The organism is Sorangium sp. So ce296 (assembly GCF_051529605.1).
GTDB classification, from domain to species: Bacteria; Myxococcota_A; Polyangia; order Polyangiales; family Polyangiaceae; genus Sorangium; species Sorangium cellulosum_D.
In genome coordinates, this window is sequence record NZ_CP150325.1 from 13,974,039 (window position 1) to 14,000,271 (window position 26,233).

A 26,233-nucleotide genomic window follows, 5' to 3' on the forward strand; every position below is an offset into this window, starting at 1 on the left:
AGTTAGGGCTCCCGGGAAGACGCGCGTGGGTCGGGCTCAGGCCCGCCGCGCGTGGCTCACGGCGGCGGCAGGGGAGTGTCCACCCCGGTAGACCCCCAGTCTATCCGCCTGGACATGGAGGCCGGGCACCCGGCCCATCGTCGCTGCCAGGAGGGGCTTCGGGGATGCGGCGCCAGACGCTGGCATCCCCTTTGCAGACCCTTTGCAGATTGAAGCGGCGCGGCATCGCGCCACCCGGGCCATGCGTGTCGTCCGCGGACGTGGCGCGCACACCGGCATGCCTTCCAAGGAGACCCCGTGAAGAAGACCTTTCTCTTGATCGCGGCGACCGCCGCCGCGACCGCTTGCGGCTCACCGCAGCGCAACGTGCGCTACACCGAGCATGACAACGCGGTTGCCATAACCTCATTCTCTACGCCGAACGACCTGAGGCTCGCGTTCCTCAGAAACAAGTCGGACGCGGTGTATTGCGCCGAGCCGATGCCGGACGTGGCGTTGAATTCAGACGCGTCCGGGTCAGGCTCAGTCGCGGGGTCGCTGTCGGCCGCGCAGTCCGCCACGATGGCGGCGTCGCTGAGCGACGAGAACGAACGCCTGCGCGGCGAGCTCCGAAGAGCGCTCGACAAGTACGAGCGAGAGTCGAGCTCCAGCGGCGCATCGTCGACGTCGCGCAGCAATTCGAATTCGCTCGGTCAGTCCGCGTCTGGGAGCTTGAACCTGAACGCGGCAGCGAGGCTCGCGGTGAGCGTCGCCGAGCTCGGCGGCCGAACGCAGCAGGTGCTCCTCGCGCGCGAGTTTCTGTATCGCATCTGCGAAGCCCGCGCGAACAATTTCTTCGAGGGCGGGCAAGCTTATGTCGAGCTGCAAACGAACGCGCTCCGCCTGATCGAGTCGATCGCCGCGTCGCAGCAGAGATCCTCCGACGCCGAGCGCGCGCTCGCGAACGCGGAGCTGCTGAAGCAGGTGAACACCTATAATACGCAGCAGCAGACGCTGTGCGACGAGCGCTTCAAGACGTGCGAGGCCGCAGCCACCAAGGAGGATGAGAAGAAGGCGTGCGCTGCCGCGCGCAAGCAGTGCGTCGAAGCGATAAAGCCGCTGGAGGCGCCAGCGATGAGCGGTGATCCCAAAGCGGCGGCGGCAGGCTCACGCGGGTCGAACCTGCCCACTCCACAACCCACGAAATAGCCGACGCGAGATGGCCCGCTCGCGCCCCGCGGGCGCGAGCGGACGCTGCCCCGCAGGCGAGGGCCGGCCTCGAGCGCGGTCGACTCCTCGACGACCGGCGAGCTCACCGCCGTCCTCTCCGGAGGCGTCGGGCGCGACGCGCGCGCTCCGCGGCCGCTCGCGCCCCGAGCGGTCAGTCGATCATCCGGAAGACGTACCGGACATCGAACGTATTGCGGCCGGCGCCGTCCTCCGCGCGCGCGACGAGCTCCTGCTTGCCCTGTCCGGTGACCCAGTCGGGCGTCTCGCCCGAGGGCGGGACCACGCGCCACTTCGTCTGGCCAGGCGCGCCCTCGCCGTTCAGCTCGACGACGAACCGGTGCATGTCGGCGCCCTCGGGCGTGAGCTCCGCGCAGCGGGCGCCGCGCGGCGCCCTGGGTGTCCACCCCAATGGACAGCCGGTCCAGTGCAGTGGACCGTCACGCCGCGGCCATCGCTCGTCGGCCAGCGTGCGATGGCTCTCCAGGATGCGCGGTGGTCGACGTGGCTGGCCTTCGGGGCCGGCTGGCCCGAGGTCGCCTGCGGTCATTCCCGGGCGCCCCGCCCATCGTCGCTGCGGAGACGAACGTGGGGAGGGATCCTGGAGGCTGGCATTCCCGTTGCACATCCTTTGCAGATGAGGACGGCGCGGTATGGCGCCATCCGGCCCATGCAGGTCGTCTGCGGACCGCGCGGACGGCGCCTCAGCTCTCCGGATCGGAAGCAGAGCGGCGGCGGGCCTCGCCCTGCTGCACCCTCGCCGACCGTGTCCAGCCGAGCCAGAAGGGACGCGCGGAGCCCCTGTTCAGGAGGTTTGTCATGAAGAGTCGAGCGCCGATGAGCGCGTGCAAGAACCGCATTGTACTTTGCTGCTCCTCGATCCTGACAGCGATGCTGTCTCCTGGATGCTACGAGCCTTACGGCGACACCTGCGGCTCCGACAACGACTGCAAGGGAGACCGGGTGTGCGAGCTCGGTGAATGTGTCGAGCCAGGGGAGACCAGCGGGACAGGGCAGCTCGAGTGTGGAGCGGTCGACGTGGCGTGCAACTGCGGCAGCTTGCCCCCGGTGATCCAGGAAGGCACGGTCACGAACGCACCGGCCTGCGCCTCGGGCCAGCACGAGTTCCAGTCGTGTGGGCGCTCCTGCGGAGCGGGTGTCGCCTGGAGGACCGTCTGCCACTGCGGCGACGGGGGTGCCGGGAGCACCGGTGCCGGGAGCACCGGAGCCGGGGGCGAGGGACCGACGACGTGCGAAGGGAGGCCCGCCAACATCGCTCCTGTGAACGAGCCCCCGTTTTCATGCGGAGCGCCTGGACCTTCGACGCTGGGCATCATGGCCGACCTGAACATGATGTGGGAGAGCGAGGTTCAGGCGTGTGCGTGCGGCGTCGATCTGCCGAGCTGCGCGAGCAACGCGCTGGCCCTCGACTACAGGCAGGGAGGCCGCGGGTACGTTTATTACGATCCATCGATACTCCAATGGTTCCTGGAGTCGACGGGCACGATGCTCGCGCCGGCGTGGTTCCTGGGGCACGAGGTGGGGCACAACATCCAGCAGGAGTTCGGAGCGATCTCGCCCGCGATGATCGCCAGAGAGCTGGGCGCGGACTGCTACTCGGGTTATTTCATCGGCTGGCTCCTCTGCAACGGGAGGGCCAACGATGCAGACGTGATGGGGACCCTCGCCGCCGCCTGCAAGGTTGCAGAAGGCACGGGGCACCCGTGGTTCGATATCAACACGCATGGGACTTGCCAGCAGCGGCAGCAGGCCATCAGCACGGGCATCAACGCGTACCTCGGCGGCGTTCCTCCCCTTCAAGCGTGCACGTTCTGACGGCGCGCCCGCGGCCCCCAGCGCGGCGCGGGCGCACGCCGGCTACCGAGCGCGGGCGAGCAGCGCATCCGAATCCGCACGGAGGAGAGAAACGCCTGCCGGTCGCGGCCAAACGGCGTGAGGATGCGTGCGCGCCCATGATACGCCGGCGCCGTCTCGGCGTTATAGCCCTGCACCATGATCGGGCTCACGCCCCAGGTGTCGTTCGCGAGCTCGTCGCGCAGGAACCGCGCGTTCGCGAGCTGCATCTGCCGCGTGACGTCTTCGGACTGCCCATCCCAGGGACCGCCGCCGCGGCGACGGTCATCGCGATCGATGCACACCACAGGGACCCACTGGCGCGGCGACGGTCAGCGTGGGCAGGTGCGAAGGCTGGCCTGCTGACATGCACGCTCGTCCTTCAGGGCATATGTGCTGGGGCGCTGCGGTTCGGCCAGGACAATGGCCACCCATGCGTCGAGACCCTCTGGCACCTTCGGCCGTACGACTCGCGCAGCGCGCTCGCGAGCCGCGCGAAAGGGCCGTGTTCGTGTCGCGCAGCTGCAGGTGCCCTTGGCCGGGCGCTTACGGCGCGCTCGCGGGAGCGGCCCCCGGCAGCGCCTGCGGCCCCGGGCCGGGCGATACGGCGATGGGCGCTGTCCCGCCGACCGGCGGGGGCGCGTCGGGGCTGGCCGGCGCGGCGGCGTCCTCGGCATCGTCGGGCTCGGGCGCCACGTCGCTCGCCCCCGTCGCGCGGCCGCCGCGGCTCTTGTAGATCGACGGAGCGATCGTCTCGGCGTCCCCCTCGTTCCAGCGCAGGTACGCGACGGCGCGGCGGATCTGGTCGTAGGCATGAACGAGCAGCGCGAAGGCGCGCGCCCGCTGGTCCGCGGCCTCGGTCGGCCCGGGTCCCTTGCCGTGCGCCCTGATGCCGAGGGCGGCGAGCAGCTGCGGCCCGATCTCGCCGGCGCGCTTCACCTCCGCCTCGGTCGCCGCCGTCTTGCCGGAGATCTCGCGCCAGTTCCCGCTGAACAGCGCCGAGAGCGCGACGAGGTCGTTCGCCGTATCGATATGCCCTTGCCCTGCGCGTATCTCGGCGACCGCGGCCGCGTCGAGCAGGCCGCGGCGCGCGAGCGCCTCGGCGTCGCCCAGCAGGTTCTCGCGCAGCGGGACCGCCTCGGCGAGCAGCGGCTTCAGCTCGCTCTCGGCGGCTCCGGTGGACAGCCACAGGAGGTGCGCATACCAGGCGGCGAGCGCGTAGGTCTCGAGCCGGTCGAGCCGCGCGATATCGTGCTTGGGCAGCGCTTCCGCGATGGCGGGGCGCAGCGCGAGGAGGCCCGGCAGCACGCCGAGCACCTGGGAGACGGCGCGGGGGATATCGAGCTTGATGGCGATGAGCTGGTCCGGGCTCAGCGCCTCGATCTCGGGGAGCGCCCTGTCGTACGCGGCCGCCGCCTGCGGCGGGGCCGCGGGCTTCCTGGGAGCGGGCTTCTTCTTGGTCACCGGAGTGGAACTTTTGGCCATGAGGGGAACACCTCTCGTTGAAGTCCCTCGCCGGACGGCGGAGGGACACGAACGCCATGCTCCCTGCCCCCCGGCGCTGGACGTGCTGTGAGCGTCCGGTGCGCACCGGACGTGCCGGCCAGGGGTAAGCACCCGTCTCCATGCGCCAACGGAGCTGGCAAGAATGCGACGACAGGGGGCCTGGCGTCGTGATCTTGCGCATGGGCAGCTCAGCTGGCGGGGCGGGACCGTCTCCGGTCCCGGAGGGTAGCCCAGCCATGCCCGGGGACCGGTTCCGGTCCGGGGGGAATGCTCAGCAATCCCGGACGCACCGCTTCCGGTTCCGGAGGGAATGCTCAGCAATCCCGAACGCACCGCTTCCGGTTCCGGAGGGAATGCTCAGCAATCCCGAACGCACCGTTTCCGGTCCGGGAGGGAATGCTCGGCTACCCCGATCGCACCGCTTCCGGTCCGGGAGGGAATGCTCGGCTACCCCGATCGCACCGCTTCCGGTCCGGGAGGGAATGCTCGGCTACCCCGATCGCACCGCTTCCGGTTCCGGAGGGAATGCTCAGCTACCCTCAGCTACCCCGATCGCACCGCTTCCGGTTCCGGAGGGAACGCTCGGCTACCCCGACCGCACCTGTTCCGGTCCCGGGGGGCGCACGGCACGAGAGCGCTCGCGCGTCGAGCGCTCTCCGGCGCGCAGGGCCCAGCGCTCCTCCGAGCACGACGGCGCCAGGCGTTTCTTGCATCTCCGTGCGATGAGACCCGCGCAGATCGCTTGCCGGCGCTTCGTTTCCGAGGGGAAGGCGCCCTGTCCGGCTTTCTCACACCACGAGAGCATATGCGCAACATGGGCAGCGCCAGCCGATGGTTTGGGGTCGCCCTGCTGGCAGGAGCGGCGGGTATCGGGTGCGGACGGGTCGTCGTCGATCCGCTGCCCAGCGCAACCGGATCGGGCGGCTCCCCCGGCGTCACGACGGGGGACGGCGTGGGCGGGTCGACCGACCCGGGGGCAGGCGCCGGCGGCGACACCGGCGGCCACGGCGGCAGCGACGCCTGCTCCGGACCGCTCGATCTCGCCGACCCGGCGCTCGAGGCGGCGGTGCGCGAGGCCGTGGGGAAGCCCTCGGGTCCGCTCCTCCCCGCCGACGTCGCGTCCCTCGAGGTCCTCGCCACCGAGAGCGGGGTCCAGTCGCTCTCCGGACTCGAGTGCGTCAGGTCCCTCGTGGGGCTGCACCTCGGCTATAACCACGTGGCCGATCTCACGCCGCTGTCCTCGCTCGCAGAGCTGCGCTTCCTGGATATGACGGGGAACTCCATCGCAGACATCACGCCGCTGTCCTCGCTCGTCCAGCTGGAGGTGCTGAACCTGGAGGTCAACGCCATCTCGGACATCACCGCCCTCGGCTCGCTGACGAACCTGCGTTTCCTGGGCATCGGCCTGAACCCGATCAGCGACATCGGCCCGCTCGGCGCGCTGATCGAGCTCGAGATCCTGGGCATGAGCGGCCTGCCGCTCTCGACGCTCGCGCCGCTGTCCGGCCTGTCGAAGCTCCGCGAGCTCTATGCGACCGACGCGGGGCTCAGCGACATTTCGGCCCTGTCGACCATGACCAGCCTGCGCACGATGTACCTCGGGGGCAACCGCATCTCCGATCTGTCTCCGCTCTCGACCCTCTCTCGGCTGGCCGTCATGGATCTCTACGACAACGCGATCTCCTACCTGTCGCCCCTCGCCGCCAACCCGAATATCAGCAAAGAATGGTCCGTGGAGCTCTCCCAAAACCCGATCGACTGCGCCGCCCAGGCGAGCAACATCCGCGCGCTCGAGGAGCGCGGCGCGGACGTTCACGTGGACTGCCGGTGACCCCGCGCAGCGCTGGCCGGGGTCGACGCCGCCGGGCGCGGGCGGCGTTCGCCCGCGGGCCGGGCGGACGCTCGACACCCTCCTGAGGGCCCGGCTCCCCCGGCGCGGGCTCCCCCGGCGCGGGCTCCCCCGGCGCGGGCTCCCCGGCGCCTCCACCGCCCCGCCCCACGGTGTGTCCGCCGCCCTCCCCAGGAGCCTCACGGGCCTGCGGCGGAGGGTACCACGACCGCCGCGCCGGCGTTGGCGACGGTCGATTTCCGAACGACCCCCGTGGGCTCCCCGCAAATCTGGGCATGAGCACACTCCTTTCCCCGACCGACGACCCCTCCCGCGCTCCCAGCTGGAATTCCGTTCACGCCGCCGCGATGGAGCTCCTTCCCCGCTCGCTCCGGCTCCTGGGGGTCGCCGAGCCCGACGTCGACGATCTCGCCCAGGAAGTCCTGCTCGCGGCGTACGAGAGCCTGGATCGGTTCGATCCCGCCTACCCCGCCGCCTCGCCGCCGCCTCCGCAGGCGCAGCGCGCTTCGCCAGCGCCGCGTCCCCGGCCCGAGCTGCCGCCGGCACGCTCGCACCCGGACGCGGCACCGGCCGCGGTCGAGCGGCTGCAGATCGAAGCGCGGCTCGGGGCCGTCCTGGGCCTCGGGATCACGCCGGGGCCCGCGGCGGGCATGACGCTGTCCTTCGGCGTTCGCCGGCCCGACTGGTCGATCGCGGTCGAGGGGCGCGGGCTCGTCTCCCTGGCGCAGGAGGTGGAAGCCATGGCCCTCGGCAAGCGGGCCTTCACGGCGGCTGCCCTGGCCTGTCATCGCGGTCGAACCCTGTTCGCTTGCGGCGTTGTGACAGCCGGCGTGGTCCGGTTCGTCCCTCGAGATCCGTGGAACGTCCTCTCCCCCACTCAGCCACTGCTCGGCATCGGCTCACGGTTCGGCAGCGCGTGGCCCGTCTCGGACCGGTGGTCCGTGTCCGCTTACGCCGAAGCTGTCTGGATCGTCGCGGACGCGGTCCTTCGGCGCCAGAGAGATGGAAGTGAACCGCCTCCACCCCTCAGCTGGTCGTCACCCCCGATCGGCGCCGCGCTGGGATTCGGTGTCACTGCAACCTACTGAGCGAGCTCGAAGGACCACGGAATCTTTCGATACTCACCACGATAATTTTCAAATGGAGCCCGCAATGAGCCATGAAGCCGACGATTTCATCATCGATGTACGTTGTCAGCGTGGAGCACCGTCAGGTAGCTTGTCCGGCATGCGCGTATTCCCCTGGTTGTTCGTGGGCGTGTTCTCGTGGGTGGGCTGCTCCGGCGACGCGATCGTCACCGGTCCCTGTCAGCCCCAGGAGTACGGTCACCCTGGCTGCCCGTGGCCCGAGGAAGGCGGCGGCGGGGCCGGCGGCGAGGGCGGCGGCGGCGGGGCCGGCGGCGACGAGAGCGCCTGCGCCGGCGACTGCGTCCCGCCGGCGCCCCTCGGCTGGTTCGGCCCGGCGCTCCTCTGGTACGGCCCCCCGGACCAGGCGCCCGGCTGCCCCGCCGAGGCGCCGAACGTCGGTTACCAGGGCTTCGCCGACCTGGCGCCGGCGCCGCTCGCCTGCGCGGCCTGCCTCTGCGATCCCCCGGCGTCCGCCTCGTGCCAGCTCCCGCTGGGCTGGTCGGCGCACGCGGCGACGTGTGCCGGCGACGTCCCCGGCAGCGTCGAGACCGCCTTCGCGGCCCCCGATGGGTGGGACGGCGCCTGCACCGCCGCGAACGCGATCCCCGCGGGCCAGGGCTGCGGCGGACAGCCGTGCGTGCAGTCGCTCTCGGTCGATGCGCCAACCGTGCTGGTGACCGCCGCGTGCACGCCCAGGGTGGACGAGCCGCCGCCGCCGGCGCGCGAGGATCCGTGGCAGACCCGGGCGCTCGCCTGCCTGCCCGGCGCCTACACCGAGTGCCCGGGCGACCGGGACACCTGCATGCCGTCGCCGGGGCAGCCCGGGGCCGCGCCGCCCGGCGGCTTCCTGACGTGCATCTTCCACGAGGGCGAGGTCACCTGCGGGGAGCCGTACCTCGACCGGCACGTTTTCTTCGGCGGCGCCGAGGACACGCGCGGCTGCTCCGAGTGCGGCTGCGGGGCGCCGGAGGGCGCGTCGTGCACGATCATGGCCTCGGTCTACAGCGACGGCGCGTGCGCCGAGCAGGTCGCGGCGAACCTCGTCAGCTCTATGGCGCCGTTCTGCGGGGTCACGCCGCCGGGCGTCGGCCTCGGCAGCAAGTCGGCGGAGGTCGTCGCCGTGGATCCCGGCGCTTGCGCCCCGAGCGGCGGTGAGCCGCTCGGCGAGCTGCTGCCGGTCGCCCCGTCGACGTTCTGCTGCCAGGCCTAGTACTACAGTCGCACACGCTCCGGGCCGGCCGTCTCGTTCCATGCGGGGTCCGCGCGAATCTGGCGCGAGCAGCAGAGCCCGGGTGCCCACCGTCCCGCCGAGCCCGACGTCGGACTTACCGAGGCTTGGATGGTCGCGCCGGTTCGCCAGGCAGCGAACTGCGACTGTAGTACTGGTTGCCCAAGGTGTCCAAGGTGCTCTTTGGCGGCGTCTCGGGGGGGCGAGTCGGGGGGGCGAGCGGACGCCGTCGCGGCGCATGTGGCCGAGCTCGGGCACGTCGGTGCCGGGGCGCTCGAGCGCAAGCTCGCCGAGGCCCTCCCGTCGGCGCCATGGCCCCCTCAACGAGGCGGAGCGTCTCCCCAGGAAGCGCTGCGTCGCCAGAACCGCCGGAGAGCCGGCGGCCGGCGCTCCCAGGCCTGCCCGCGCCGCTTCGCTGTGCGTCACCAAGTGACGCAACGTTTCACCTGGGGACGCAAGGCCTCGCTGCCCCGGCCCCGTCAGCAGTTACCGCGAGCGCCTCCGCCAACGTGGAGACGGAATCGCGTCGGGCCAAAGCCGCGGGCCCAGGCCCGGGGAACGAGCGCGACGGACCGCCCGGCGCCCGGCGCTCACTCAGCGGCCACGGGCACCGTCGTCGGCTGGATCGTCGATGCCGGAGCAGGCGCGGCCGCCACGGCCGGCGGGCCCCCTCGGAACGCTCGCACGATCTCAGCGCCCGCACCGCCACGCGCCGTCACGACCGCGGCTAGCGCGGCCATGCCATGCGGGCCCAGCCGTAGCGGCGGCGAGCGCGGCGACGGCTGGCCACGGCCATACGTTCGACATGGCACGAGCTTCGCAGAGTCATTCCGCGCCTGGATGGCATACTCGAGTCGGTGGGGTGAACGGATCGCATCATGTCGACGGTCGGTCGGGCAACGGTTGGCACACTGCCGCACCAGCCCGACAACCACCGTACGGAGCTCCACGTGCTCATCGGCGGTGGGAGAATCCACCAGGCAATATCCATCCATACGCCGCATACCCCTTCGCGAAGGGAGATATGCACAACGGAGAGAAACATGCTCAACATTCGCGTTCTCGCCTCTGCGCTCCTCCTAAGTACGGCGCTCGCCGGCTGCGTCGTAGAACCTATTGAGCCCGACGGGCACGACGGGCTCGACGAGGAGATCGCCTTCACGGAGGAAGCTCAAGAGCTAAATGTGTGCAGCGTCGGCACTGTGCAGTGTTGCAATACAACTATGCCGGCGACCGCTTCCAATCTCGCCATGGTATCGGGGTTGTTGGGGATCTCCTTCTCGGGCGCCGATCGCAACGGGCTCATCGGGTTGAACTGTAGCCCCATAAACGTAATAGGCGCAGGTGGGACTGGCTGCACCGCGCAACCTGTGTGTTGCAAAAACAATTTGCTTGGCGGACTCGTCAACTTACAGTGTGCTCCGGTTAACATTAACCCCTAGTACTACAGTCGCAGTTCGCTGCCTGGCGAACCGGCGCGACCATCCAAGCCTCGGTAAGTCCGACGTCGGGCTCGGCGGGACGGTGGGCACCCGGGCTCTGCTGCTCGCGCCAGATTCGCGCGAACCCGCATGGACGAGACGGCCAGCCCGGAGCATGTGCAACGTCGATGCCGCAGTCGGCGTCACGGCGGCAGCGGGCGGCTTCACGGCTGGCCGACGTCGACGAGCTCCTCCGTGACGAGCCAGACCACGGAGGACAGGTCGATGAAGTTGACGTGATCGGGATCGACCCGGGTGCGAAATGCCTCCGAGGCGAAGAGGCCATCCATCTCCTCGAGGTTGTCGAACCACGCCTCGACGACCGCATCGAAGGTGGGCTCCGGCGCATCGGGCGCGAGCAGGGGATACGAGACGACGAGCCGGTGGAGCTTCCTCGCTTCCGGAATGGCAAGGAGGATCGGGACGTGCACGTCTCGGCGGTAATCGCGGAACTCCTGGATGCCCATGCCCTGCCGGCGCTTGAAGCAGATGATGACCTTGTTCATGAATCCTCCATCGTGGGCCGCGCCGCGGTGGGCGGCCGTCGCGACATGGAGATAGCCCTGCGCGGAGGGACGCACTATGCTGGTTCGTCCCTCGTTCTTTCGCGAACGTCCCCCGGCGATGTCACCCGATCCGCTCTCCGACGTCCTCTCCCTTCTGAAGCCACGGACCTACGTCGCCGGGGGGTTCGACCTCGGCGGCCGATGGTCGATCCAGTTCGAGAAGCACGGCGGCGTGAAGTACTTCGCCCTCGTCTCCGGCGCGGCGTGGCTCGAGGTCGAGCGCGGCGGACCTCCGCTCCGGCTCGAGGCCGGCGACTGCGTCCTCCTCCCGATCGGGCGCCGGTTCGTCATCGCGAAAGACCTCGCGTTCAGGACGGTGCCGATCTCCCGGCTCCCGGAGGCCGACTGGAATGGCGGCGTCGCCACGCTGAACGGCGGCGGCGACACGGTGATGCTCGGCGGCCATTTCGATTTCTCCGGCGCACATACCGAGATCCTCCTCGGCGCGATGCCGGCGATCGTCCGGTTGCGCGACGAGGACGACAAGGCCGGTCTCCGGTGGGCGCTCGCGCGGATGGGCCGCGAGCTTGCCGGAACGCAGCCGGGCGCGAAGCTCGTCGTCCAGCACCTCGCCCACCTGATGCTGGTGCAGGCATTGCGGCTCTATCTGGCGCAGGGCGAGGAGCGGGGCGTCGGGTGGCTCTTCGCGCTCGCGGACCCGCGCATCGCGGCGGCGGTCGGCGCGATCCACGCGGAGCCGGGCGCCCCCTGGACGCTGCCGGCACTCGCCGCGCGGGCGGGCATGTCGCGCTCGAAGTTCGCCGCGCGGTTCAAGTCGCTCTCCGGAGCCTCGCCGATGGAATACCTGACACGCTGGCGCATGCTCCTCGCCGGAGATCGCCTCACCCGCGGGGACGAGCCCGTCTCCGCGATCGCCTACTCCCTCGGCTACGCGTCGGAGGCCGCCTTCAGCACCGCCTTCAAGCGGATCACGGGGACCGCGCCGCGCGCCTACGCTGCGCGGCGTCGTGCCGAGGCGACGACTCGCTGAGCGGGCGGGCTCGACCTCCGCCCTCTCCGGCCCACTCCCCCCTCGTCGCCATCGCTTCCTCCTTCGCGATGGGGAGAGGTAACCGGCGCCGCCCGGACGGTCACGATGCCCTTGGCTGGGCGGATACGATGGGCGGGCGGTTACTCTGCGCCATCCGTCGCGGTGCACCGCGTGCGGCCGCTCTCGCATCGCACGGCAAGCCTACGTCCCTGGTCTGCTCGGCGTCAGGATGGGCTCTTCCGGACGGATACTGTGCAACTGTAGTACTAGGGCCTCGACGCCGGCGCTCGTCGAGCTCGCCCGGGTGATCCTCGACGCCGGCGCGCTCGTCGAGCTCGCTGGCATTTGGTCTCGATCTACCGCAATTCCGAGATATTGAACCACGGCGGCGGGCTCACTCGTCACGTTGTCATCGTCGGCGCGGCGGCGGGGTGGCACAAGGGCAGCGGCCATATATGCTTGTTTACAATGACACATACTAACGGGGACGAAGATACTCCGTCCGACGATAGCTCGGCTCATGCGATGGGGTAATGGGTTCTTCGAAGGCATCGCATGCATTGAAGGGCTCTTGAACTGGATCAGATCCGGCTCCTCTTCTATAGCGGATCTGGCAGTCGACCCTTCAACGTTGAGCCGTCGAGCAGAGGCGTTCGAGAGCGCACTATCAGAACTAAAGGAAGGCGTTGCAAGCGGGGAATATGGAAGGAGGACCCCCCGTAGGCGAGGACGACGTCGCTCGGGCCCATCGCCTCAAGACCCTGCTGAAGACCTGGACCCCCGGTAGCGATCTACCGTCAGAGGTCGCGATGCTTGCTGAACAGCTCGTCGCCAGGTTCGGCAACGAGCAGGAACAAGCAAAAACTCCCTAGCTGACGGTCATCTCCTGCCACCCACGTATACACAGTACGCAGGCTGGGGAGCAGCATGGCGAGCCGTGTGGCGGGGGTCCGTCTGGCGACCTTCGCCGGAGATCGCGTGCGGATGCCCGCGCTCGTACGCGCGTACGTGGCGGCGGCGTTCCCGCCGTCGACCGAGGAGGCGATGGATGGTTACGGCCGGCTCGCCGAGGAGCTGGGCCCTCTGGCCGATCGGCAGGGGCCACCGCCCCTCGCCGCCATCGCGGCCCCGCCCGCCAGCCGGCACGCGCACCTCGACGCGGCGGCCGCGCCGTGGCGCAGCACATCGGGCGGGTCGACCTCGTCGACATCATCGACCGGGAGCTCGCCGGAGCCGGGAAACCACGGTGAGCCCCCGGAGAGTGCCGGACCCGCCAAGGCGTCGCTCCCGGGAGCTCCCCGACAGCAGCCCGTCCTCTGCGCAGCCCGCCCGCCGCTGGCGAGCGCGCCCGCTTTCTCTCGAGCGCCCCGCTTTCTGTTGAAAGGCCGTCGCCCGCCGCACATATCCCAGCGTCGCTCCCCGCGCCACGTGTAGTAAAGGCACGCAACGTGTCATGACCGAAGCCCGCTCCAGATCTCAGCTCGTCGTCGTCGGCTGCTCGGCCGGGGGCATCGAGGCCCTCTGCACGTTCCTCTCGACCTTGCGCGCCCCGTTCCCGGCCCCGATCGTGATCGCCCAGCACCTCGACCCCAGGCGGGAGAGCCACCTCGGCGACGTCCTGCGCCGCCGCAGCGAGCTGCCCGTCCGCACGGTCGCCTCCGCCGCCCCGCTCGAGGACGGCGTCGTCTATATCGTGCCCCCGGGCCGCGACGTGGAGATCACCGACCACGAGCTCCGGGTCCAGCCGGAGAGCACCGCGCGACCCAAGCCGTCGGTCGACACGCTGTTCCGCACCGCGGCCGAGGTCTTCGGCGAGAACCTCGTCGCCATCGTCCTGACCGGGAACGGCTCCGACGGCACCGTCGGCGCCCGCCACGTCAAGAAGCGCGGCGGCACCGTCATCATCGAGAACCCCGACACCGCGAAGTTCCGGGGCATGCCCGAGTCGCTGGCCCCGACCACGGTCGACATCGTGGCCGACCTCGATCGCATCGGGGGCATCGTCGGCGAGCTCCTCACGGGGGCGTACGTCGAGCCGCCGCCGGACGAGGACAAGCGGCTCCAGTCGCTCCTCGACCTCGTGCGCGAGCGGAGCGGGATCGACTTCAAGAGGTACAAACAGGCGACCATCCTGCGCAGGCTCCGGCGCAGGATGGCGGCCACGAACACCGAGACCATCGACGAGTACATGCGCTACTTCGCCGAGCACCCCGAGGAGCACCAGCGGCTGGTCAACAGCTTCCTCATCAAGGTCACCGAGTTCATGCGCGATCCGGAGCTCTTCGCGCACCTCCGGGACGTGGTCCTGCCCGCGCTCGTCGCGCACGCCCGCAACGACAACAAATCGCTGCGGATCTGGTCGGCCGGGTGCGCCACCGGAGAGGAGGCGTACTCGCTCGCCATCCTGGTCAGCGAGCTGCTCGGCGCCGAGCTCGACAGCTTCAACGTCCGCATCTTCTCGACCGACCTCGACAGCGAGGCGGTCGCCTTCGCCCGACGCGGGATCTACGGGGCGAGCGCCGTCGAGGAGCTGCCGAGCGACCTCATCGACCGCTACTTCGTCGCGATCGACGGCCAGTACCAGGTGAAGAAGCGCATCCGCAACCTCACCGTCTTCGGCGAGCACGACCTCGGCCAGCGCGCCCCGTTCCCGCACCTCGATCTCGTGCTGTGCCGCAACGTGCTCATCTACTTCACGAGCGACCTCCAGCGCCGCACCCTGCACCTGTTCGCCTTCTCGCTGCGGGAGGGCGGCTATCTCGTGCTCGGCAAGGCCGAGACCACGAGCCCGCTGAGCGAGTACTTCGTCGCCAGCGACATCCACCACAAGGTCTACGTGCGCCGCGGCGAGCGCATCCTCGTGCCCCCCTCGGCCATCACCCCCCCGGCGTCGCCGCCCCGGCGCGCGTCCCGCGGCAAGAGCCCCATCCTTCCGCTACGCGGCGTGGCGAAAGAGCTCCCGCGCGCCCGCATGTCGATCGACGTGCTGCTCTCGAGCTTCCGCGTCGGGATCGTCCTTGTCGACAGCCGCTACGACATCCTGGAGATCAACTTCACGGCGCGGCGCCTGCTCGGCATCCACGGCACGGCGCTCGGTCAGGACTTCGTCCACCTCGCGCAGTCGGTCCCCCACCGGCCGCTGCTCGAGGCCGTCGACGCCGCCTTCCGGGGCGAATCGTCGGAGCCGATCGAGGTCGCCGTCGAGCCGACGCCCTCGGGCGACCCGTCGCATATCCAGATCACCTGCCACGGGCCCCGTCCCGACGTGGAGCATAGCAAGATCGAGGCGGCGCTGGTCGTGGTCGAGGACGTCACCGAGATCGTGCGGCGCCGGAAGGCGAGCCAGGAGAGCCTCGGCCGAGAGGCGCAGCTCCGCGCCGAGATCGCGGCCGCGAAGGCCGAGCGCGAGCGCGCCGAGGAGCGCTTCGCCGTCGAGCGCGAGCAGCTGCGCCGGGAGAACGAGGCCCTCGGCGCCGCGCTCGCGCAGCTCGAGTCCGCCCGCGGGCAGGACCAGGCGGCGATCCAGCGGCTGAACGAGCAGCACCGGCGGCTGCTCCGGGCCAACGAGGAGCTCACCTCCGCGCACGAGCAGCTCCGCGCCGTGAACGAGGAGCTGATGGTCTCCACCGAGGAGGCGCAAGCCGCCATGGAGGAGGTCGAGACGCTGAACGAGGAGTTCCAGGCGACCAACGAGGAGCTCGAGACCGTCAACGAGGAGCTGCAGGCGACGATCGAGGAGCTCAACACGACGAACGCCGATCTGGAGGCGCGGAGCCGCGAGATCCAGGAGCTCGCCGCGCCGATCGAGGCGGAGCGGGCGCGGCTCTCGGCGATCCTGCGCAGCATGGGCGACGCGCTCCTCGTGGTCGACGGCGCGGGGCGGCCGGTGCTCATGAACGACGCCTACCAGGCGATGTTCGGCGGGGGCCGGGTCACGGCGCACGACGAGAGGGGCCGGCCGCTGCTGTACCAGGACACGCCGGAGCAGCGGGCCGCGCGCGGCGAGAGCTTCCAGATGGAGTTCACCGCGCCCGCCCCCGGCGGCTCGACCCGGCACTTCGAGGCCACCGGCCACCCCATCGGCGGGGGCGGCCCGACCGGCAAGGAAGCGGCCGAGCGGGGCGTGATCGTCATCCGCGACATCACGGAGCGGAGCATGCGCAAGCTGCAGGAGCGCTTCATGGCGATGGCGAGCCACGAGCTGCGCACGCCGCTCGTGCCGCTGCGCGGCTACCTCGACATGCTGAGCACGCTGCTGCCTGGGGACGGCGACCCGCGCCTCGCCCGCTTCGCGTCGCTCGCCCGCGCCCAGAGCGAGCGTCTCGAGCGGCTTGTCGACGACCTCGTGAGCGCGACCCGCATCCAGACCGGGAAGTTCGAGCTCAAGCTCTCGGAGGTGGAGCTCGCCCCGCTGGTCTCGCACGTCGCCGAGAGCGCCCAGACGCTCGGGCCGACCCCGGAGGTCCACCTCGATCTCCCCGCCCCGGCGGAGCCGATGGTGGTGAACGGTGACGCCGCGCGGCTGGAGCAGGTCCTCATGAACCTGATCAGCAACGCCTTCCGGCACGCCAACGGCTCATCGAAGATCGATGTGCGCCTGCGGCACGCGGGCGGCACCGCCGAGCTCGACGTGGAGGATTACGGCCCTGGCATCCCCTCGGCCGACGTGCCGCACGTGTTCTCGAGCTTCTACCAGGTGGAGCGGCCCAGGAACAACTCGTCCGGCGGCATGGGGCTCGGGCTCTTCATTTGCAAGGAGATCGTCAGGGCGCATGGGGGGCAGATCTTCGTGCGCAGCGCGGAGGGTAAGGGAGCGACCTTCACCGTCAGGCTACCCCTGATATCGAATCGAGTCAGGCACGATTGAGGCCGAGGGCTCGCGCTGCTTTCCTGCGAACGGCGGAGAAGGGACGATGGCGAAGCGGGCGAAGATCCTCGTGATCGAGGATGATCGCGATTCGAGCGAGATGCTCCTGGAGATGCTGGGGATGGCCGACTACGAGGTGGAGTCGGTCCACTCGGCGGACCAGGCGATCGCCGCGCTCACGGAGCGGCGTTACGGGGCCGCCCTGCTCGACCTGACCGTGAAGGGGGCGACGACGGCCGAGCTCGTCGCGCGGCTGCAGGAAGTACCGGAGAGGCCGCCCATCGTGATCTTCTCGGCGCGCATGCCGGAGGATCTCCGGAAGGCGGCGGAGCAGCTCTCGGCGGCGGCGGTGCTCCAGAAGCCGGCCAGCATGGCCACGCTGCTGAGCACGATGGATCGCGTGGTTCGCCCGGCGGCGTGAGCGGTTGTTCCGACAGGGCGCGTCTACCGTAACCGCATTTCCTCGAGGAGGCCGGCTGTGCCAGGACACGACATCATCACGCTCGGGGCGTCGGCGGGCGGTGTGGAGGTGCTGATCGCGCTCATCGGGGGCCTGCCGTCGCACCTGCCGGCGTCGGTGTTCGTGGTCCTGCACATGCCGTCGACGGCCCGGAGCATGCTTCCGCAGATCCTCGAGCGGACGACCCGGATGCCGGTGGCGACCGCGGTCGACGGCGAGCCGATCGAGCGCGGGCGCATCTACATCGCGCCGGTGGACAACCACCTGCTGCTCGGCGAGGGCGTCGTGCGGGTGGTGTACAGCGCGAAGGAGAACGGCCACAGGCCGGCGGTGGATCCGCTGTTCCGGAGCGCGGCCGCGGCGTACGGCCCGCGCGTGGTCGGCGTGGTGCTGTCGGGCGCGCGCGACTGCGGCACCGCTGGGCTCCTGGAGATCAAGCGTCGCGGCGGCGTCACGGTGGTGCAGGACCCGAAGGACGCGCTGTTTCCGGACATGCCGCAGAGCGCGCTCGACAACGTGCCCGTGGATCACTGCGAGCCCCTGGCGCGCCTGCCGCCGTTGCTCGTCGATCTGGTGCACCAGGGGGCAGGAAAGGCGCCCGAGGAGGCGAAGACATCGTACGGGCTCGTGGGGGAGAAGGTGGAGGCACTCGAGAGCGAGTTCACGTGTCCGGAGTGCGGAGGCAACCTGATCCGGAATGGGGATGGCGCGATGCTCAGCTTCCGGTGCAAGGTCGGCCACCGGTACTCGCCGGAGGGGCTGGAGGACGAGCAGGCGGAGGCGCTCGAGGCGGCGCTGTGGGTCGCGCTCCGCACGATCGAGGACACCGTGGCGCTGGCGCGCCGGATGGCGAGGCGCGCGGAGGAGCGGAATCAGCCGCACGTGATGGCCCACTTCGAGGAGAAGGTCCGGGCGGCCGAGGAGCGGGGCGCGCTGGTGCGCCGGGCGCTGACGGGCAAGGAGGAGGGGAACGGGTCGTCGCTGCGCCTTCGGCCGAGGCGCTCGTCGTAGCGGCCTGAGGACCGGGGCGGGCGGGCGCTAGCGCGGCTCGCCGCCGGGCAGCTTGCCGAAGCGCTGCTCGACCTCGGCCAGCCGCGCCGCGAGCAGCTTCGCCTCGTCCTGCGCCGCGCGCGCCCGCTCCTCGGCGGCGCGCACCTGCTCCTCGGCCGCGCGCGCCTGCTCCTCACCCGTGGGCAGCACACGCCCCGCGGCGTCGAGCCAGCGCAGCCAGTCGACGTCGAGGTTGCGATAGGTGCCGCGGCGGACGCCGAGCCCGAGGTGCAGCCGCGGGCTCGCCACGTCGCCGTTCGCGCCGGGCGCGACGGGCATGTAGGACATCGTGGCGTTATCGAGCGCATACGCCTCGAGAACGCCCGTAAACGGATCGAAGAGGTAGTACTCGGGCACGTGCAGGAGCTTGGCGTAGACCCGCATCTTGTCGGTGCGATCGACCTTCTCGGTGGTCTCGGAGAGCAGCTCGATCACGACGTCGGGCGTCCTGCCATCCTCCTGCCAGACGACCCAGGACTTGCGCTCTCGTCGCACGGTGTCGAGCACCACGAAGACGTCCGGACCGCGGAAGTCGTTCTTCTTCGCCTGGAGCTCGCTGAAGTAGATCGCCATGTTGCCGCTGACATAAACGTCTTCGCGATCCTTCCAGTGCAGCTCCAGCGCCTCGATGAGGAGCTCCATCTGCCTGCGATGCCGCTGAGACTCCATCGGCTCTCCGTCGTCGTACGGCAGCTCGTCCTCACCCGGCGGCGGGGTCGGCACGAACGAGGGGTCGCTCTGAAAGGCCATGCGTCGCTCCTTCGAGGAGAGTACCGCTCCTCGCCAGCGCGGTCGAACGCGTCGCGGAGCGCACCGCTAGCACGGCACGGCGGCGGTCGCGACAGCTCTCCGCCGCGACGTCCTGGCTCCCGCCGCGCGGGCAGCGCCCTCGGCGCGGTCCCGGTTCTTCGCAGGCTCCAGGGTCGGGTCCTCCGCCGGGCAGAGGCACGGAGGGGCGATGGGCCGGACAAACGCTCGACGCAGGGGGTCAACGCCGCGGGCTCGCCCCGGGCCGCGTCGGCAGGCGCGCCGTGGGGAGCGGTTTGCGCGAAAAAAGTTCGTGCGAGCGCGTAATGAGCAGCATGGTTAGGTGAAGGCCATGCATTTCACCGAGGTGATGCGCGAGCTCGAGCGGCTCGGCACCGAGCAGAACCGGAGGGTCTACCTGCGCCACGGCGCGACCGAGCCGCTCTTCGGCGTGAGCTTCGCCCACATGAACGCGCTGGAGAAGCGGATCAAGCGCGACCACGAGCTCGCCGAGGCGCTCTGGGCGACCGGCAACTCCGACGCGCGGACGCTGGCGGCCGCGATCGCCGATCCGGGGCGCTTCACCCGGGACCTGCTCGAGGCGTGGCTCGACGGCCTGCGCGCGCCGATCCTCATCGACCTGGTGGTGAAGCGCATCGCCGTGAAGACGCCGTTCGCCCGCGAGGCGATGGCGCGCTGGACCGCCTCGGACGACGAGTGGATCGGCCGCGCCGGATGGAAGCTCTGCGGCGCGCTCGCGGAGGAGGACCCGTCGCTGCCCGACAGCCTGTTCGAGGAGCGGCTGGAGGCGATCGAGGCGTCGATCCACCGGGCCAAAAACCGCGCCCGCGACGCGATGAACGGGGCGGTGATCAGCATCGGCGCGCGGAACGAGCCGCTGCGGGGAAAGGCGCTCACGGCGGCGCGGCGCATCGGCAGGGTCGAGGTCGACCACGGCGAGACGAGCTGCAAGACGCCCGACGCGAGCGCCCATATCCTGAAGCTGTGGGCCGGCCGGAAGCCGGCCGCCGCGCCGGCGGCGAAGGCGGTCGGGACCAGGGGCGAAAAGTCGGCCAGGGCCGCCGCTGCCAAGCCGGCCAAGGCCACCGCGCCGGCCAGGGCCGCCGCTGCCAAGCCGGCAAAGGCCGCCGCGCCAGCCAGAGCCGCCGCTGCCAAGCCGGCCGCCGCCGCGCCGGCCAGGGCGACCCAGGCGCGCCGCGGCGGCGACGAGGCGGTCCCGGCCGCGGAGAAGCCGAAGGGCGACGCCTCGCCCCGCGCCGCGCCGCGGCGGGGCTGACCGGGGCGCGCGCCGCCCGGCGCGGGCGCGCGCCGCCCGGCGCCGGGTCACGTCGGATGCGCCGCCGCGATGGCCTCGTCCGGCGCGCCGAGCAGCTCCTTCCGCGTGAGCCGCTCGACCACCTCGCGCGTGAGGACCAGGTGGTCCTCCTCCTCGTGCAGGCGGCACCGGAACGCCTCCCTCGCCTCGGCGTCGTCCGCCTCGTCGGCGAGCTCGAGCAGCAGCTGCCAGCCGGCGTTGTCGACGAGCTCCGCGGTGAGCAGCGCGTGGAAGAGGTGGGCCGGGTTCTGGTCGCCGTCGAGCACCACCTGCTCGAGGCCCCGCGACTCGATCTCGATCAGCCGCGACATCTCGGTCTCGGCGTGCGCGTCCCCGCCAAGCGCGCGGATCTGCTCCTCGAGCCACTCCTCATGCTCCTTCTCCTGATTCCGGTGCTCCCGGAGCCGATCGAGCAGGTTCAGCAGGGTGGGCTCGGCCGTGCGGCCGACCTTCTGGATGGTGGAATCGTACAGCTTCACGCTCGCGCGTTCGAACGTGAGCCGCTCGTTGAGCAGGTCGATGGCCTTGTCCTTGTTCACCTGTGCAAGCTTCTGCATGGATGCCTCCGGCCGGGGCAGATGCGATTCGCAGGCCGCCGAGCGGCAACGCGCGCCCGGCCGGTGCGCGCGGCGCGGCGGCGCACGCGGCAGGCGCGCGGCGGCGCACGGGGCAGGCGCGCGGCGGCGCGCGCGAGGCGGGGGCGCGCCGATCGCTCAGAGATGCTCGGTCAGGTACTCCACGATGGTGCGGTTCGCGAAATGGCTCGCGACCGGCGACCGGTAGCCGTGCCGCTCGCCCGGGAACACGACCATGTCGAACCGCTTGTCCGCGGCCATGAGCGCCTCGATCATCTTGGCCGTGTGCGCGAAGTGCACGTTTTCATCCATGAGCCCGTGCATCAGCAGCAGCTTGCCGCGCAGGTTCCCCGCGTGCTTCGAGAGGTCGGTCGCCTCGTACCGGGCGGCCGCCTGGTCGAGGAGCCCCATGTACCGCTCGGTATAGCCGGTGTCGTAGAGCCGATCGTCGGTCGCCGGCGAGCCCGCGACGCCGACGTGAAAGCGGTCGGGCGCCTTGAGGAGCGCCTCCAGCGCCATCCTCCCGCCATAGCTGTGGCCGTAGATGCCCACGCGACCCGCGTCGACGTACGGCAGCGCCTTCAGGAACTCGAGGCCCGCGATCTGGTCGGCGAGCTCGACCTCGCCGAGGCGCCCGTGGATGGGCGCCTCGAAGGCGCGCCCGCGGTTCGCCGAGCCGCGGTTGTCGAGCTGGAAGGCCACCACCCCGCGGTCGGCGAGGTGGTTCCAGAGAAGGAGCGGCGACCAGGAGTTGAACACCGTCTGGACGCCGGGCCCGCCGTACACGCTCACCACGACCGGGTAGCGGCGGCCGGGCTCGATCGTCCGCGGCGCGAGCAGCGCGCCGTACAGCGTGTCGCCGCTCTCGGCGCGCACCTGGACGATCTCGGGGGCGCGCAGGCCGAGGTCCGCGAGCTCGGGGTCGATCGGCGCCGGCATCGCGCCGAGCTCGGCGTTGCCCTCGCCCCGCACCACGGCCTTCCACGGGCGGCCCAGGGCCGAGTGGACGTCCACGTACCCCGGCCCCTTCGGCTCCACGGTGACGAAGTGCACCCCCGGCTCCGCCGTGACCCGCTTCACCTCGCCGCCCGCGAGCGGCACCGTGTAGAGGTGCCGCTCGGTCGGGCCGTCCTTCGTGGCCACGAAGCGCGCCTCGCCGCGCTCCTCGTCCGGCGCGGCGAGCGCGGTGATGTCCCAGTCGCCCGCGGTGAGCTTCGCGAGCTCCGCGCCCGAGTCGGCGTCGCGCAGCGCGAGGTGCCGGTGGCCGCCCGCGGCGGTCACCCAGAGGAACCTCGGCGAGCGCTCGAGGGGCCGCATCTCGCCGAAGTCCGCCCAGCTCGGCGAGGTCTCGACGACGACCTCGGCGGCCTCGCCCGAGCGCGGATTCGCGCGGAGGAGCGCGAGGCGCTTCTGGTCGCGCGAGAGCGTCTGGAACCAGAGCGCCTTGCCGCCGTCGGCCCACGCGAACCGGCCGAGGTAGCGCTCCTCCTGGCCGCCCTTCCACGCGAGCCAGGTCGTCTTCTTGGTGGCGAGGTCGAGGACGCCCGCCCGGACACGGGGGTTCTTCCCGCCGACGCGCGGATAGCGCACCATCTGGAGATCTTCCTTGCCGTCGCGGACGCCGAAGACGGGCACCCGCTCGACGTCGCGCTCGTCGACCTCGAGGTAGGCCACCCGGTCGCAGCCGGGGGAGATCCAGAAGCCGCTCGGCTCGTCGAACTCTTCCTGGCCGTTGAAGTCGGTGAGGCCGCGCGAGACGCCCTCGGGCGCGCCGCGGGTGAGCGCGGTCTCGCGGCGCGAGGCGACGTCGATCATGAAGAGCTCGCGCCCGCGGACGAACACGACGCGCTCGCCGCCGTCGCACACCTTGGGATCGATCTCCGGCTCGGGCGTGCTGGTGAGCCGCGCGATCGCGCCCGCCGGGTCGCGCAGGAAGATGTCGCCGCCGGAGGGGATGAGCATCACCTCGGCGCGCTTGGCCCACGAATACGCGGTGATCCCCCGCGAGAACATGCGCTGTCGCTCGCGGCGGAGCTCCTCCTCGCGGGAGAGCGGCTTCGACTCCTTCAGCAGGTCGCCCGACGCGACGAGCTGCCGTGTCTCGCGCGAGGCGGTGTCGAAGGCGAAGAGCGCCTGCTCCGGCCCGTCCGGCTGCCGCTGGAGGTAGGTGACCAGCTTGCCGCCGGGCGCGTACTGGACCGCCCTGGGCAGCCGCGCGCCGAGCGGCGGTTGCCGGCCGAGGTGCGCGTACGTGACCCGGCTCGCCTCCGGCCCGGCGATGGCCGTCTTCTCCGGCGCGCTGCCCTGCTTCGCCGCGGCGCCGTCCCCGGCGGGGGCGGCCTTCGCCGGCGCGGCTGCCCTGGGCGGGGAGCCCGCGGGCGGGGCGCAGGCGGCGGCCAGGACGGCGGGGAGCACCCACCAGGTTGCGGAGCGCGGCGGAGTTCGCATGGCCGCGATCTCGCCCGACGCGGCGGGGGAAGTCAAACGCCGGCTGCTGCGGCCAGGCCGGAGGCGCCTTTGCGCCTTTGCGACTTTGCGTTGAACTCTCCTCTTCGCGCCTTTGCGATCAGCTCGCGATCCGCCGCAACACGATGACCGGCCTGCCCGCGTCACGCGAGCGCTCGAGATCCACCTTGCAGTCGAGCATCCAGTCGTTGTCGTCGTCCGGGTCGGCGATGATCTGCTCCACCACCCACGAGCCGCCGTCCTCGGCCGGGTGGATGATCGTGTTGCTCGGGCTCCGGGCGGCCGGGTCGGTGCGGATGGCGGCGTGCTCCGCGTAGAAGCCGCGGAGCGCCTCGTCCAGCCGCTCCGCCGTCCAGGGGGCGTCCTCGCCCTCCACCATCTCGGCGGCCACCTCGTAGTCGCGGCGGGCGAGCGCGCGCAGGAAGAAGAACAGCTCGTTCCTGACGAGCACCGTGAAGTCCTTCGCGTTGCGGGTGATGTCGAACGCGGACGGCTCCACGGCGCCGCCGGGGGAGGCCGCGCGCGGCTGGTACGACGGGTCGCGCAGCCGCTCCCACTCGTCGAGCAGGCTCGAGTCCACGCCGCGGATGAGCGCCCTGAAATAGGCGATCATGTCGCTCGTGTCGGCGTCCTTCGCGTAGTCGGGGACGGTCTGGACCAGCGCCTTGTACACCTCGGAGACGTACCTGAGCAGGAGCCCCTCCGCCCGCTCCAGGTTGTACTCCCGGATGTACTCGCCGAACGACAGGTATTGCTCGTACATCTCGCGCGCGACGCCCTTCGGCCGGATGTTCTCCTGCCCGACCCAGGGGTGCCGCCGCGCGTAGTCGTTGAACGTGCCGTAGATGAACTCCGCGTTCGGCTTGGGATAATCGAGCTTCTCGAGCTCCTCCATCCGCTGCTCGTACTCCACGCCGGCCGCCTTGAGCTCCGCGAGCTTCTCGGTCTTCAGCCGATCGAGCTGCTTTTGCAGGATGAGATCGGGGTTCTCGAGGATCGACTCGACGAGCGTCAGGAGATCGAGCGGATAGGTGCCGGTGTCGGGATCCAGCTTCCCCACCGTCTCGAGGACGTAGAGCGAGAGCGCGTGGTTCAGCGAGAAATCCTCCTGGAGATCCGCGTTGATGCGGATGCGCTTGCCGGGACCGTCGTCCTTCGGGACGAACTCGATGATGCGCGCCTCCACGAGGGAGCGGAACAGGAGCATCGCCGTCCTGCCGTGCTGGCGCCGGACCGCGGGCCGGTCGTGCGTGCTGCGGATGAGCCGCTTCATCGCCTGACACCCGCCCTCCTCGCGGCCGAGCACGTTGACCAGCATGCCGTGCGTGACCTGGAACCGCGACACGAGCGGCTCGGGCGGCGACTGGATCAACCGCTCGAACGTCTGCCGATCCCAGTGCACATAGCCCTTCTCCGGCGGCTTCTTCTTCACGATCTTCCGCCGCTTGGCCGGGTCGTTCCCCGCCTTGGCCTCGAGCCGCATGTTCTCGATGACGTGCTCCGGCGCCTGCGCCACGACGCTGCCCTGCGTGTCGAACCCCTTGCGGCCGGCCCGGCCGCTGATCTGCTGGAAGTCGCGGACGCTCAGGATGGCCGTCTTCTCGCCGTCGAACTTGCAGAGCTTCGTGAACAGCACCGTGCGGATCGGGATGTTGACGCCGACGCCGAGCGTGTCCGTGCCCGAGATGATCTTGAGGTGCCCCTGCTGGGCCAGCTTCTCGACGAGGAGCCGGTACTTCGGCAGGAGCCCCGCGTGGTGCAGCCCGATGCCGTGCTTGACGAAGCGCTGCACCTCCCGGCCGTAAGGGCTCGAGAACTTCACCCCGGCGAGGGCGGCGGTGATCGCCCGCTTCTCCTCCTTGGTGCAGTAGTCCTGGCTCATCAGGTTCTGCGCCTCCTCGGCGCAGGCCCGCTGGGTGAAGCTCACGATGTAGATGGGCGCCTTGCCGTTCTTGACGAGGGTCGCCACCGTCTCGTGCAGCGGCGTCTCGCGGTACTCGAAGTCGAGCGGCACCGGGCGCACGGTCGACTTGATCACGGCGGTCTGCTCGCCGGTGAGGCGCGCGATCTCCTCCTGGAAGAACTCGGTGCCTCCCATCGTGGCGCTCATGAGCAGGAACCTCGCCTGCGGCAGCGTGAGCAGCGGGATCTGCCAGGCCGCCCCGCGATCGCGATCCGAGTAGTAGTGGAACTCGTCCATGATCACGTAGTCGCAGAGCGCCTTCTCGCCCTCGCGGAGCGCGATGTTCGCGAGGATCTCCGCCGTGCAGCAGATGATGGGCGCGTCGCGGTTGACCGACGCGTCGCCGGTCAACATGCCCACGTTCTCGGGGCCGAAATCGTTGCAGAGCGCGAAGAACTTCTCGCTGACGAGCGCCTTGATCGGGCACGTGTAGTAGGACTTCATCCCCTCGGCCATCGCCTTGAAGTGCATCGCGGCGGCGACGAGCGACTTGCCCGAGCCGGTCGGGGTGTTGAGGATGACGTTCTTGCCGCCGAAGATCTCGAGGATGGCCTCCTCCTGCGCCGGGTAGAGCTCGAGTCCACGCTCGGCGACGTAGTCGAGGAAGCCGTTCAAGAGGTCGTCGGCCGTGAAGTCGTGGGGGGACGGCGGGAGGCGAGCGAGGAGCGGAGCGGCGGCTTGATCCATGGCAGCTGGGACGCCCGTCGAGGGGGCGCACCATGCAGAAGCCTGGTTCCACGGAAAATGCAAGCAAACTCCTCCGTGTCGCGGTCGGATCGCCAGGCCTGGCGCGAGATCCGGACGGAAAGGGGGCCGAGGGCAGCCGGGGTGAGCCGATGACGTGCGCTCGATCCGGCTGCCACGCTGCCGCAACATGGCGACTTCGTGATAGCGTGGCCGGACAAGCGGGGGGGACGCCGCACGCGCACGTCCGGGGGGGCACGTGGGGCGGGCCGGTGGC

General features: G+C 70.7%; 17 protein-coding genes and 1 pseudogene. 10 read left to right on the plus strand and 8 right to left on the minus strand.

Translation table 11 applies throughout. The features are described 5' to 3' along the window. Nucleotides 1-297: 297 nt before the first annotated feature. Nucleotides 298-1,188, plus strand: a complete 891-nt coding sequence (locus WME98_RS51545; protein WP_437948933.1) for a hypothetical protein — start codon at nucleotides 298-300, stop codon at nucleotides 1,186-1,188. Nucleotides 1,189-1,360: 172 nt separating this feature from the next. Here the strand turns inward: WME98_RS51545 and WME98_RS51550 are convergent, their stop codons facing one another. After that, nucleotides 1,361-1,618, minus strand: coding sequence for a hypothetical protein (locus WME98_RS51550; protein ID WP_437948934.1), 258 nt, complete (start codon nucleotides 1,616-1,618; stop codon nucleotides 1,361-1,363). A gap of 407 nt (nucleotides 1,619-2,025) precedes the next feature. On the opposite strand from WME98_RS51550, the gene WME98_RS51555 reads away from it, so the two are divergent. Beyond that, a complete protein-coding gene (locus WME98_RS51555; protein WP_437948935.1) occupies nucleotides 2,026-3,042 on the plus strand; it encodes a hypothetical protein in 1,017 nt (338 codons plus the stop codon). Here the strand turns inward: WME98_RS51555 and WME98_RS51560 are convergent. Next, nucleotides 3,024-3,365: a hypothetical protein gene (locus WME98_RS51560; protein WP_437948936.1), complete on the minus strand. Its 342-nt coding sequence runs from the start codon at nucleotides 3,363-3,365 to the stop codon at nucleotides 3,024-3,026. The two genes, WME98_RS51555 and WME98_RS51560, sit on opposite strands and share 19 nt — an antisense overlap. Nucleotides 3,366-3,606: 241 nt before the next feature. Beyond that, entirely contained in the window at nucleotides 3,607-4,524 is a 918-nt protein-coding gene (locus WME98_RS51565; protein ID WP_437948937.1) for a hypothetical protein, read from the minus strand. A gap of 856 nt (nucleotides 4,525-5,380) precedes the next feature. Between WME98_RS51565 and WME98_RS51570 the strand changes: the two genes are divergently transcribed. The 3 genes from WME98_RS51570 (at nucleotide 5,381) to WME98_RS51580 (ending at nucleotide 8,752) form a co-directional block, all read left to right on the plus strand. Then, nucleotides 5,381-6,397, plus strand: coding sequence for a leucine-rich repeat domain-containing protein (locus WME98_RS51570; RefSeq protein ID WP_437948938.1), 1,017 nt, complete (start codon nucleotides 5,381-5,383; stop codon nucleotides 6,395-6,397). 293 nt (nucleotides 6,398-6,690) lie between these two features. Beyond that, entirely contained in the window at nucleotides 6,691-7,503 is an 813-nt protein-coding gene (locus WME98_RS51575; RefSeq protein ID WP_437948939.1) for a hypothetical protein, read from the plus strand. A 139-nt stretch (nucleotides 7,504-7,642) separates the two neighbouring features. Beyond that, nucleotides 7,643-8,752, plus strand: a complete 1,110-nt coding sequence (locus tag WME98_RS51580; RefSeq protein WP_437948940.1) for a hypothetical protein — start codon at nucleotides 7,643-7,645, stop codon at nucleotides 8,750-8,752. A 1,663-nt stretch (nucleotides 8,753-10,415) separates the two neighbouring features. On the opposite strand, the gene WME98_RS51585 is transcribed toward WME98_RS51580, so the two are convergent. Then, the gene (locus WME98_RS51585) at nucleotides 10,416-10,757 is read right to left on the minus strand and encodes an EthD domain-containing protein (RefSeq protein WP_437948941.1); all 342 of its coding nucleotides are present in this window, start codon (nucleotides 10,755-10,757) and stop codon (nucleotides 10,416-10,418) included. A 118-nt stretch (nucleotides 10,758-10,875) separates the two neighbouring features. Between WME98_RS51585 and WME98_RS51590 the strand changes: the two genes are divergently transcribed. The 4 genes from WME98_RS51590 to WME98_RS51605 all read left to right on the plus strand — a co-directional run bounded on the left by WME98_RS51590 (nucleotide 10,876) and on the right by WME98_RS51605 (nucleotide 18,146). Then, the gene (locus WME98_RS51590) at nucleotides 10,876-11,808 is read left to right on the plus strand and encodes an AraC family transcriptional regulator (RefSeq protein WP_437948942.1); all 933 of its coding nucleotides are present in this window, start codon (nucleotides 10,876-10,878) and stop codon (nucleotides 11,806-11,808) included. Between the two features lie 1,453 nt (nucleotides 11,809-13,261). Continuing rightward, on the plus strand, nucleotides 13,262-16,675 hold the full coding sequence (locus tag WME98_RS51595; RefSeq protein WP_437948943.1) for a CheR family methyltransferase: 3,414 nt from the start codon (nucleotides 13,262-13,264) through the stop codon (nucleotides 16,673-16,675). 46 nt (nucleotides 16,676-16,721) lie between these two features. Then, nucleotides 16,722-17,096: a response regulator gene (locus WME98_RS51600; protein ID WP_437932986.1), complete on the plus strand. Its 375-nt coding sequence runs from the start codon at nucleotides 16,722-16,724 to the stop codon at nucleotides 17,094-17,096. 57 nt (nucleotides 17,097-17,153) lie between these two features. Continuing rightward, complete coding sequence (locus WME98_RS51605; protein WP_437948944.1) at nucleotides 17,154-18,146, plus strand: chemotaxis protein CheB; 993 nt, start codon at nucleotides 17,154-17,156, stop codon at nucleotides 18,144-18,146. A 27-nt stretch (nucleotides 18,147-18,173) separates the two neighbouring features. Here the strand turns inward: WME98_RS51605 and WME98_RS51610 are convergent, their stop codons facing one another. After that, nucleotides 18,174-18,935, minus strand: coding sequence for a Uma2 family endonuclease (locus WME98_RS51610; RefSeq protein WP_437948945.1), 762 nt, complete (start codon nucleotides 18,933-18,935; stop codon nucleotides 18,174-18,176). 349 nt (nucleotides 18,936-19,284) lie between these two features. Here WME98_RS51610 and WME98_RS51615 point away from each other — a divergent pair. After that, a pseudogene (locus WME98_RS51615) lies at nucleotides 19,285-19,935 on the plus strand (DNA alkylation repair protein); the annotation flags it as partial. 341 nt (nucleotides 19,936-20,276) lie between these two features. Here the strand turns inward: WME98_RS51615 and WME98_RS51620 are convergent. From WME98_RS51620 to WME98_RS51630, 3 genes are all read right to left on the minus strand, one after another. Continuing rightward, nucleotides 20,277-20,825: a DUF892 family protein gene (locus WME98_RS51620; protein WP_437948946.1), complete on the minus strand. Its 549-nt coding sequence runs from the start codon at nucleotides 20,823-20,825 to the stop codon at nucleotides 20,277-20,279. Between the two features lie 156 nt (nucleotides 20,826-20,981). Then, nucleotides 20,982-23,291: an alpha/beta fold hydrolase gene (locus WME98_RS51625; RefSeq protein WP_437948947.1), complete on the minus strand. Its 2,310-nt coding sequence runs from the start codon at nucleotides 23,289-23,291 to the stop codon at nucleotides 20,982-20,984. A 118-nt stretch (nucleotides 23,292-23,409) separates the two neighbouring features. Beyond that, on the minus strand, nucleotides 23,410-25,959 hold the full coding sequence (locus WME98_RS51630) for a DEAD/DEAH box helicase (protein WP_437948948.1): 2,550 nt from the start codon (nucleotides 25,957-25,959) through the stop codon (nucleotides 23,410-23,412). Nucleotides 25,960-26,233 lie beyond the last annotated feature (274 nt).

Excerpts from the sequence above, each read along its gene's own strand:
- WME98_RS51630 (WP_437948948.1), bottom strand. The coding sequence starts at position 25,959 with ATGGATCAAGCCGCCGCTCCGCTCCTCGCTCGCCTCCCGCCGTCCCCC.
- WME98_RS51585 (WP_437948941.1), bottom strand. The coding sequence starts at position 10,757 with ATGAACAAGGTCATCATCTGCTTCAAGCGCCGGCAGGGCATGGGCATC.
- WME98_RS51610 (WP_437948945.1), bottom strand. The coding sequence starts at position 18,935 with ATGGCCTTTCAGAGCGACCCCTCGTTCGTGCCGACCCCGCCGCCGGGT.
- WME98_RS51575 (WP_437948939.1), top strand. The coding sequence starts at position 6,691 with ATGAGCACACTCCTTTCCCCGACCGACGACCCCTCCCGCGCTCCCAGC.
- WME98_RS51600 (WP_437932986.1), top strand. The coding sequence starts at position 16,722 with ATGGCGAAGCGGGCGAAGATCCTCGTGATCGAGGATGATCGCGATTCG.
- WME98_RS51620 (WP_437948946.1), bottom strand. The coding sequence starts at position 20,825 with ATGCAGAAGCTTGCACAGGTGAACAAGGACAAGGCCATCGACCTGCTC.
- WME98_RS51595 (WP_437948943.1), top strand. The coding sequence starts at position 13,262 with ATGACCGAAGCCCGCTCCAGATCTCAGCTCGTCGTCGTCGGCTGCTCG.
- WME98_RS51555 (WP_437948935.1), top strand. The coding sequence starts at position 2,026 with ATGAAGAGTCGAGCGCCGATGAGCGCGTGCAAGAACCGCATTGTACTT.
- WME98_RS51580 (WP_437948940.1), top strand. The coding sequence starts at position 7,643 with ATGCGCGTATTCCCCTGGTTGTTCGTGGGCGTGTTCTCGTGGGTGGGC.
- WME98_RS51590 (WP_437948942.1), top strand. The coding sequence starts at position 10,876 with ATGTCACCCGATCCGCTCTCCGACGTCCTCTCCCTTCTGAAGCCACGG.
- WME98_RS51625 (WP_437948947.1), bottom strand. The coding sequence starts at position 23,291 with ATGCGAACTCCGCCGCGCTCCGCAACCTGGTGGGTGCTCCCCGCCGTC.
- WME98_RS51570 (WP_437948938.1), top strand. The coding sequence starts at position 5,381 with ATGGGCAGCGCCAGCCGATGGTTTGGGGTCGCCCTGCTGGCAGGAGCG.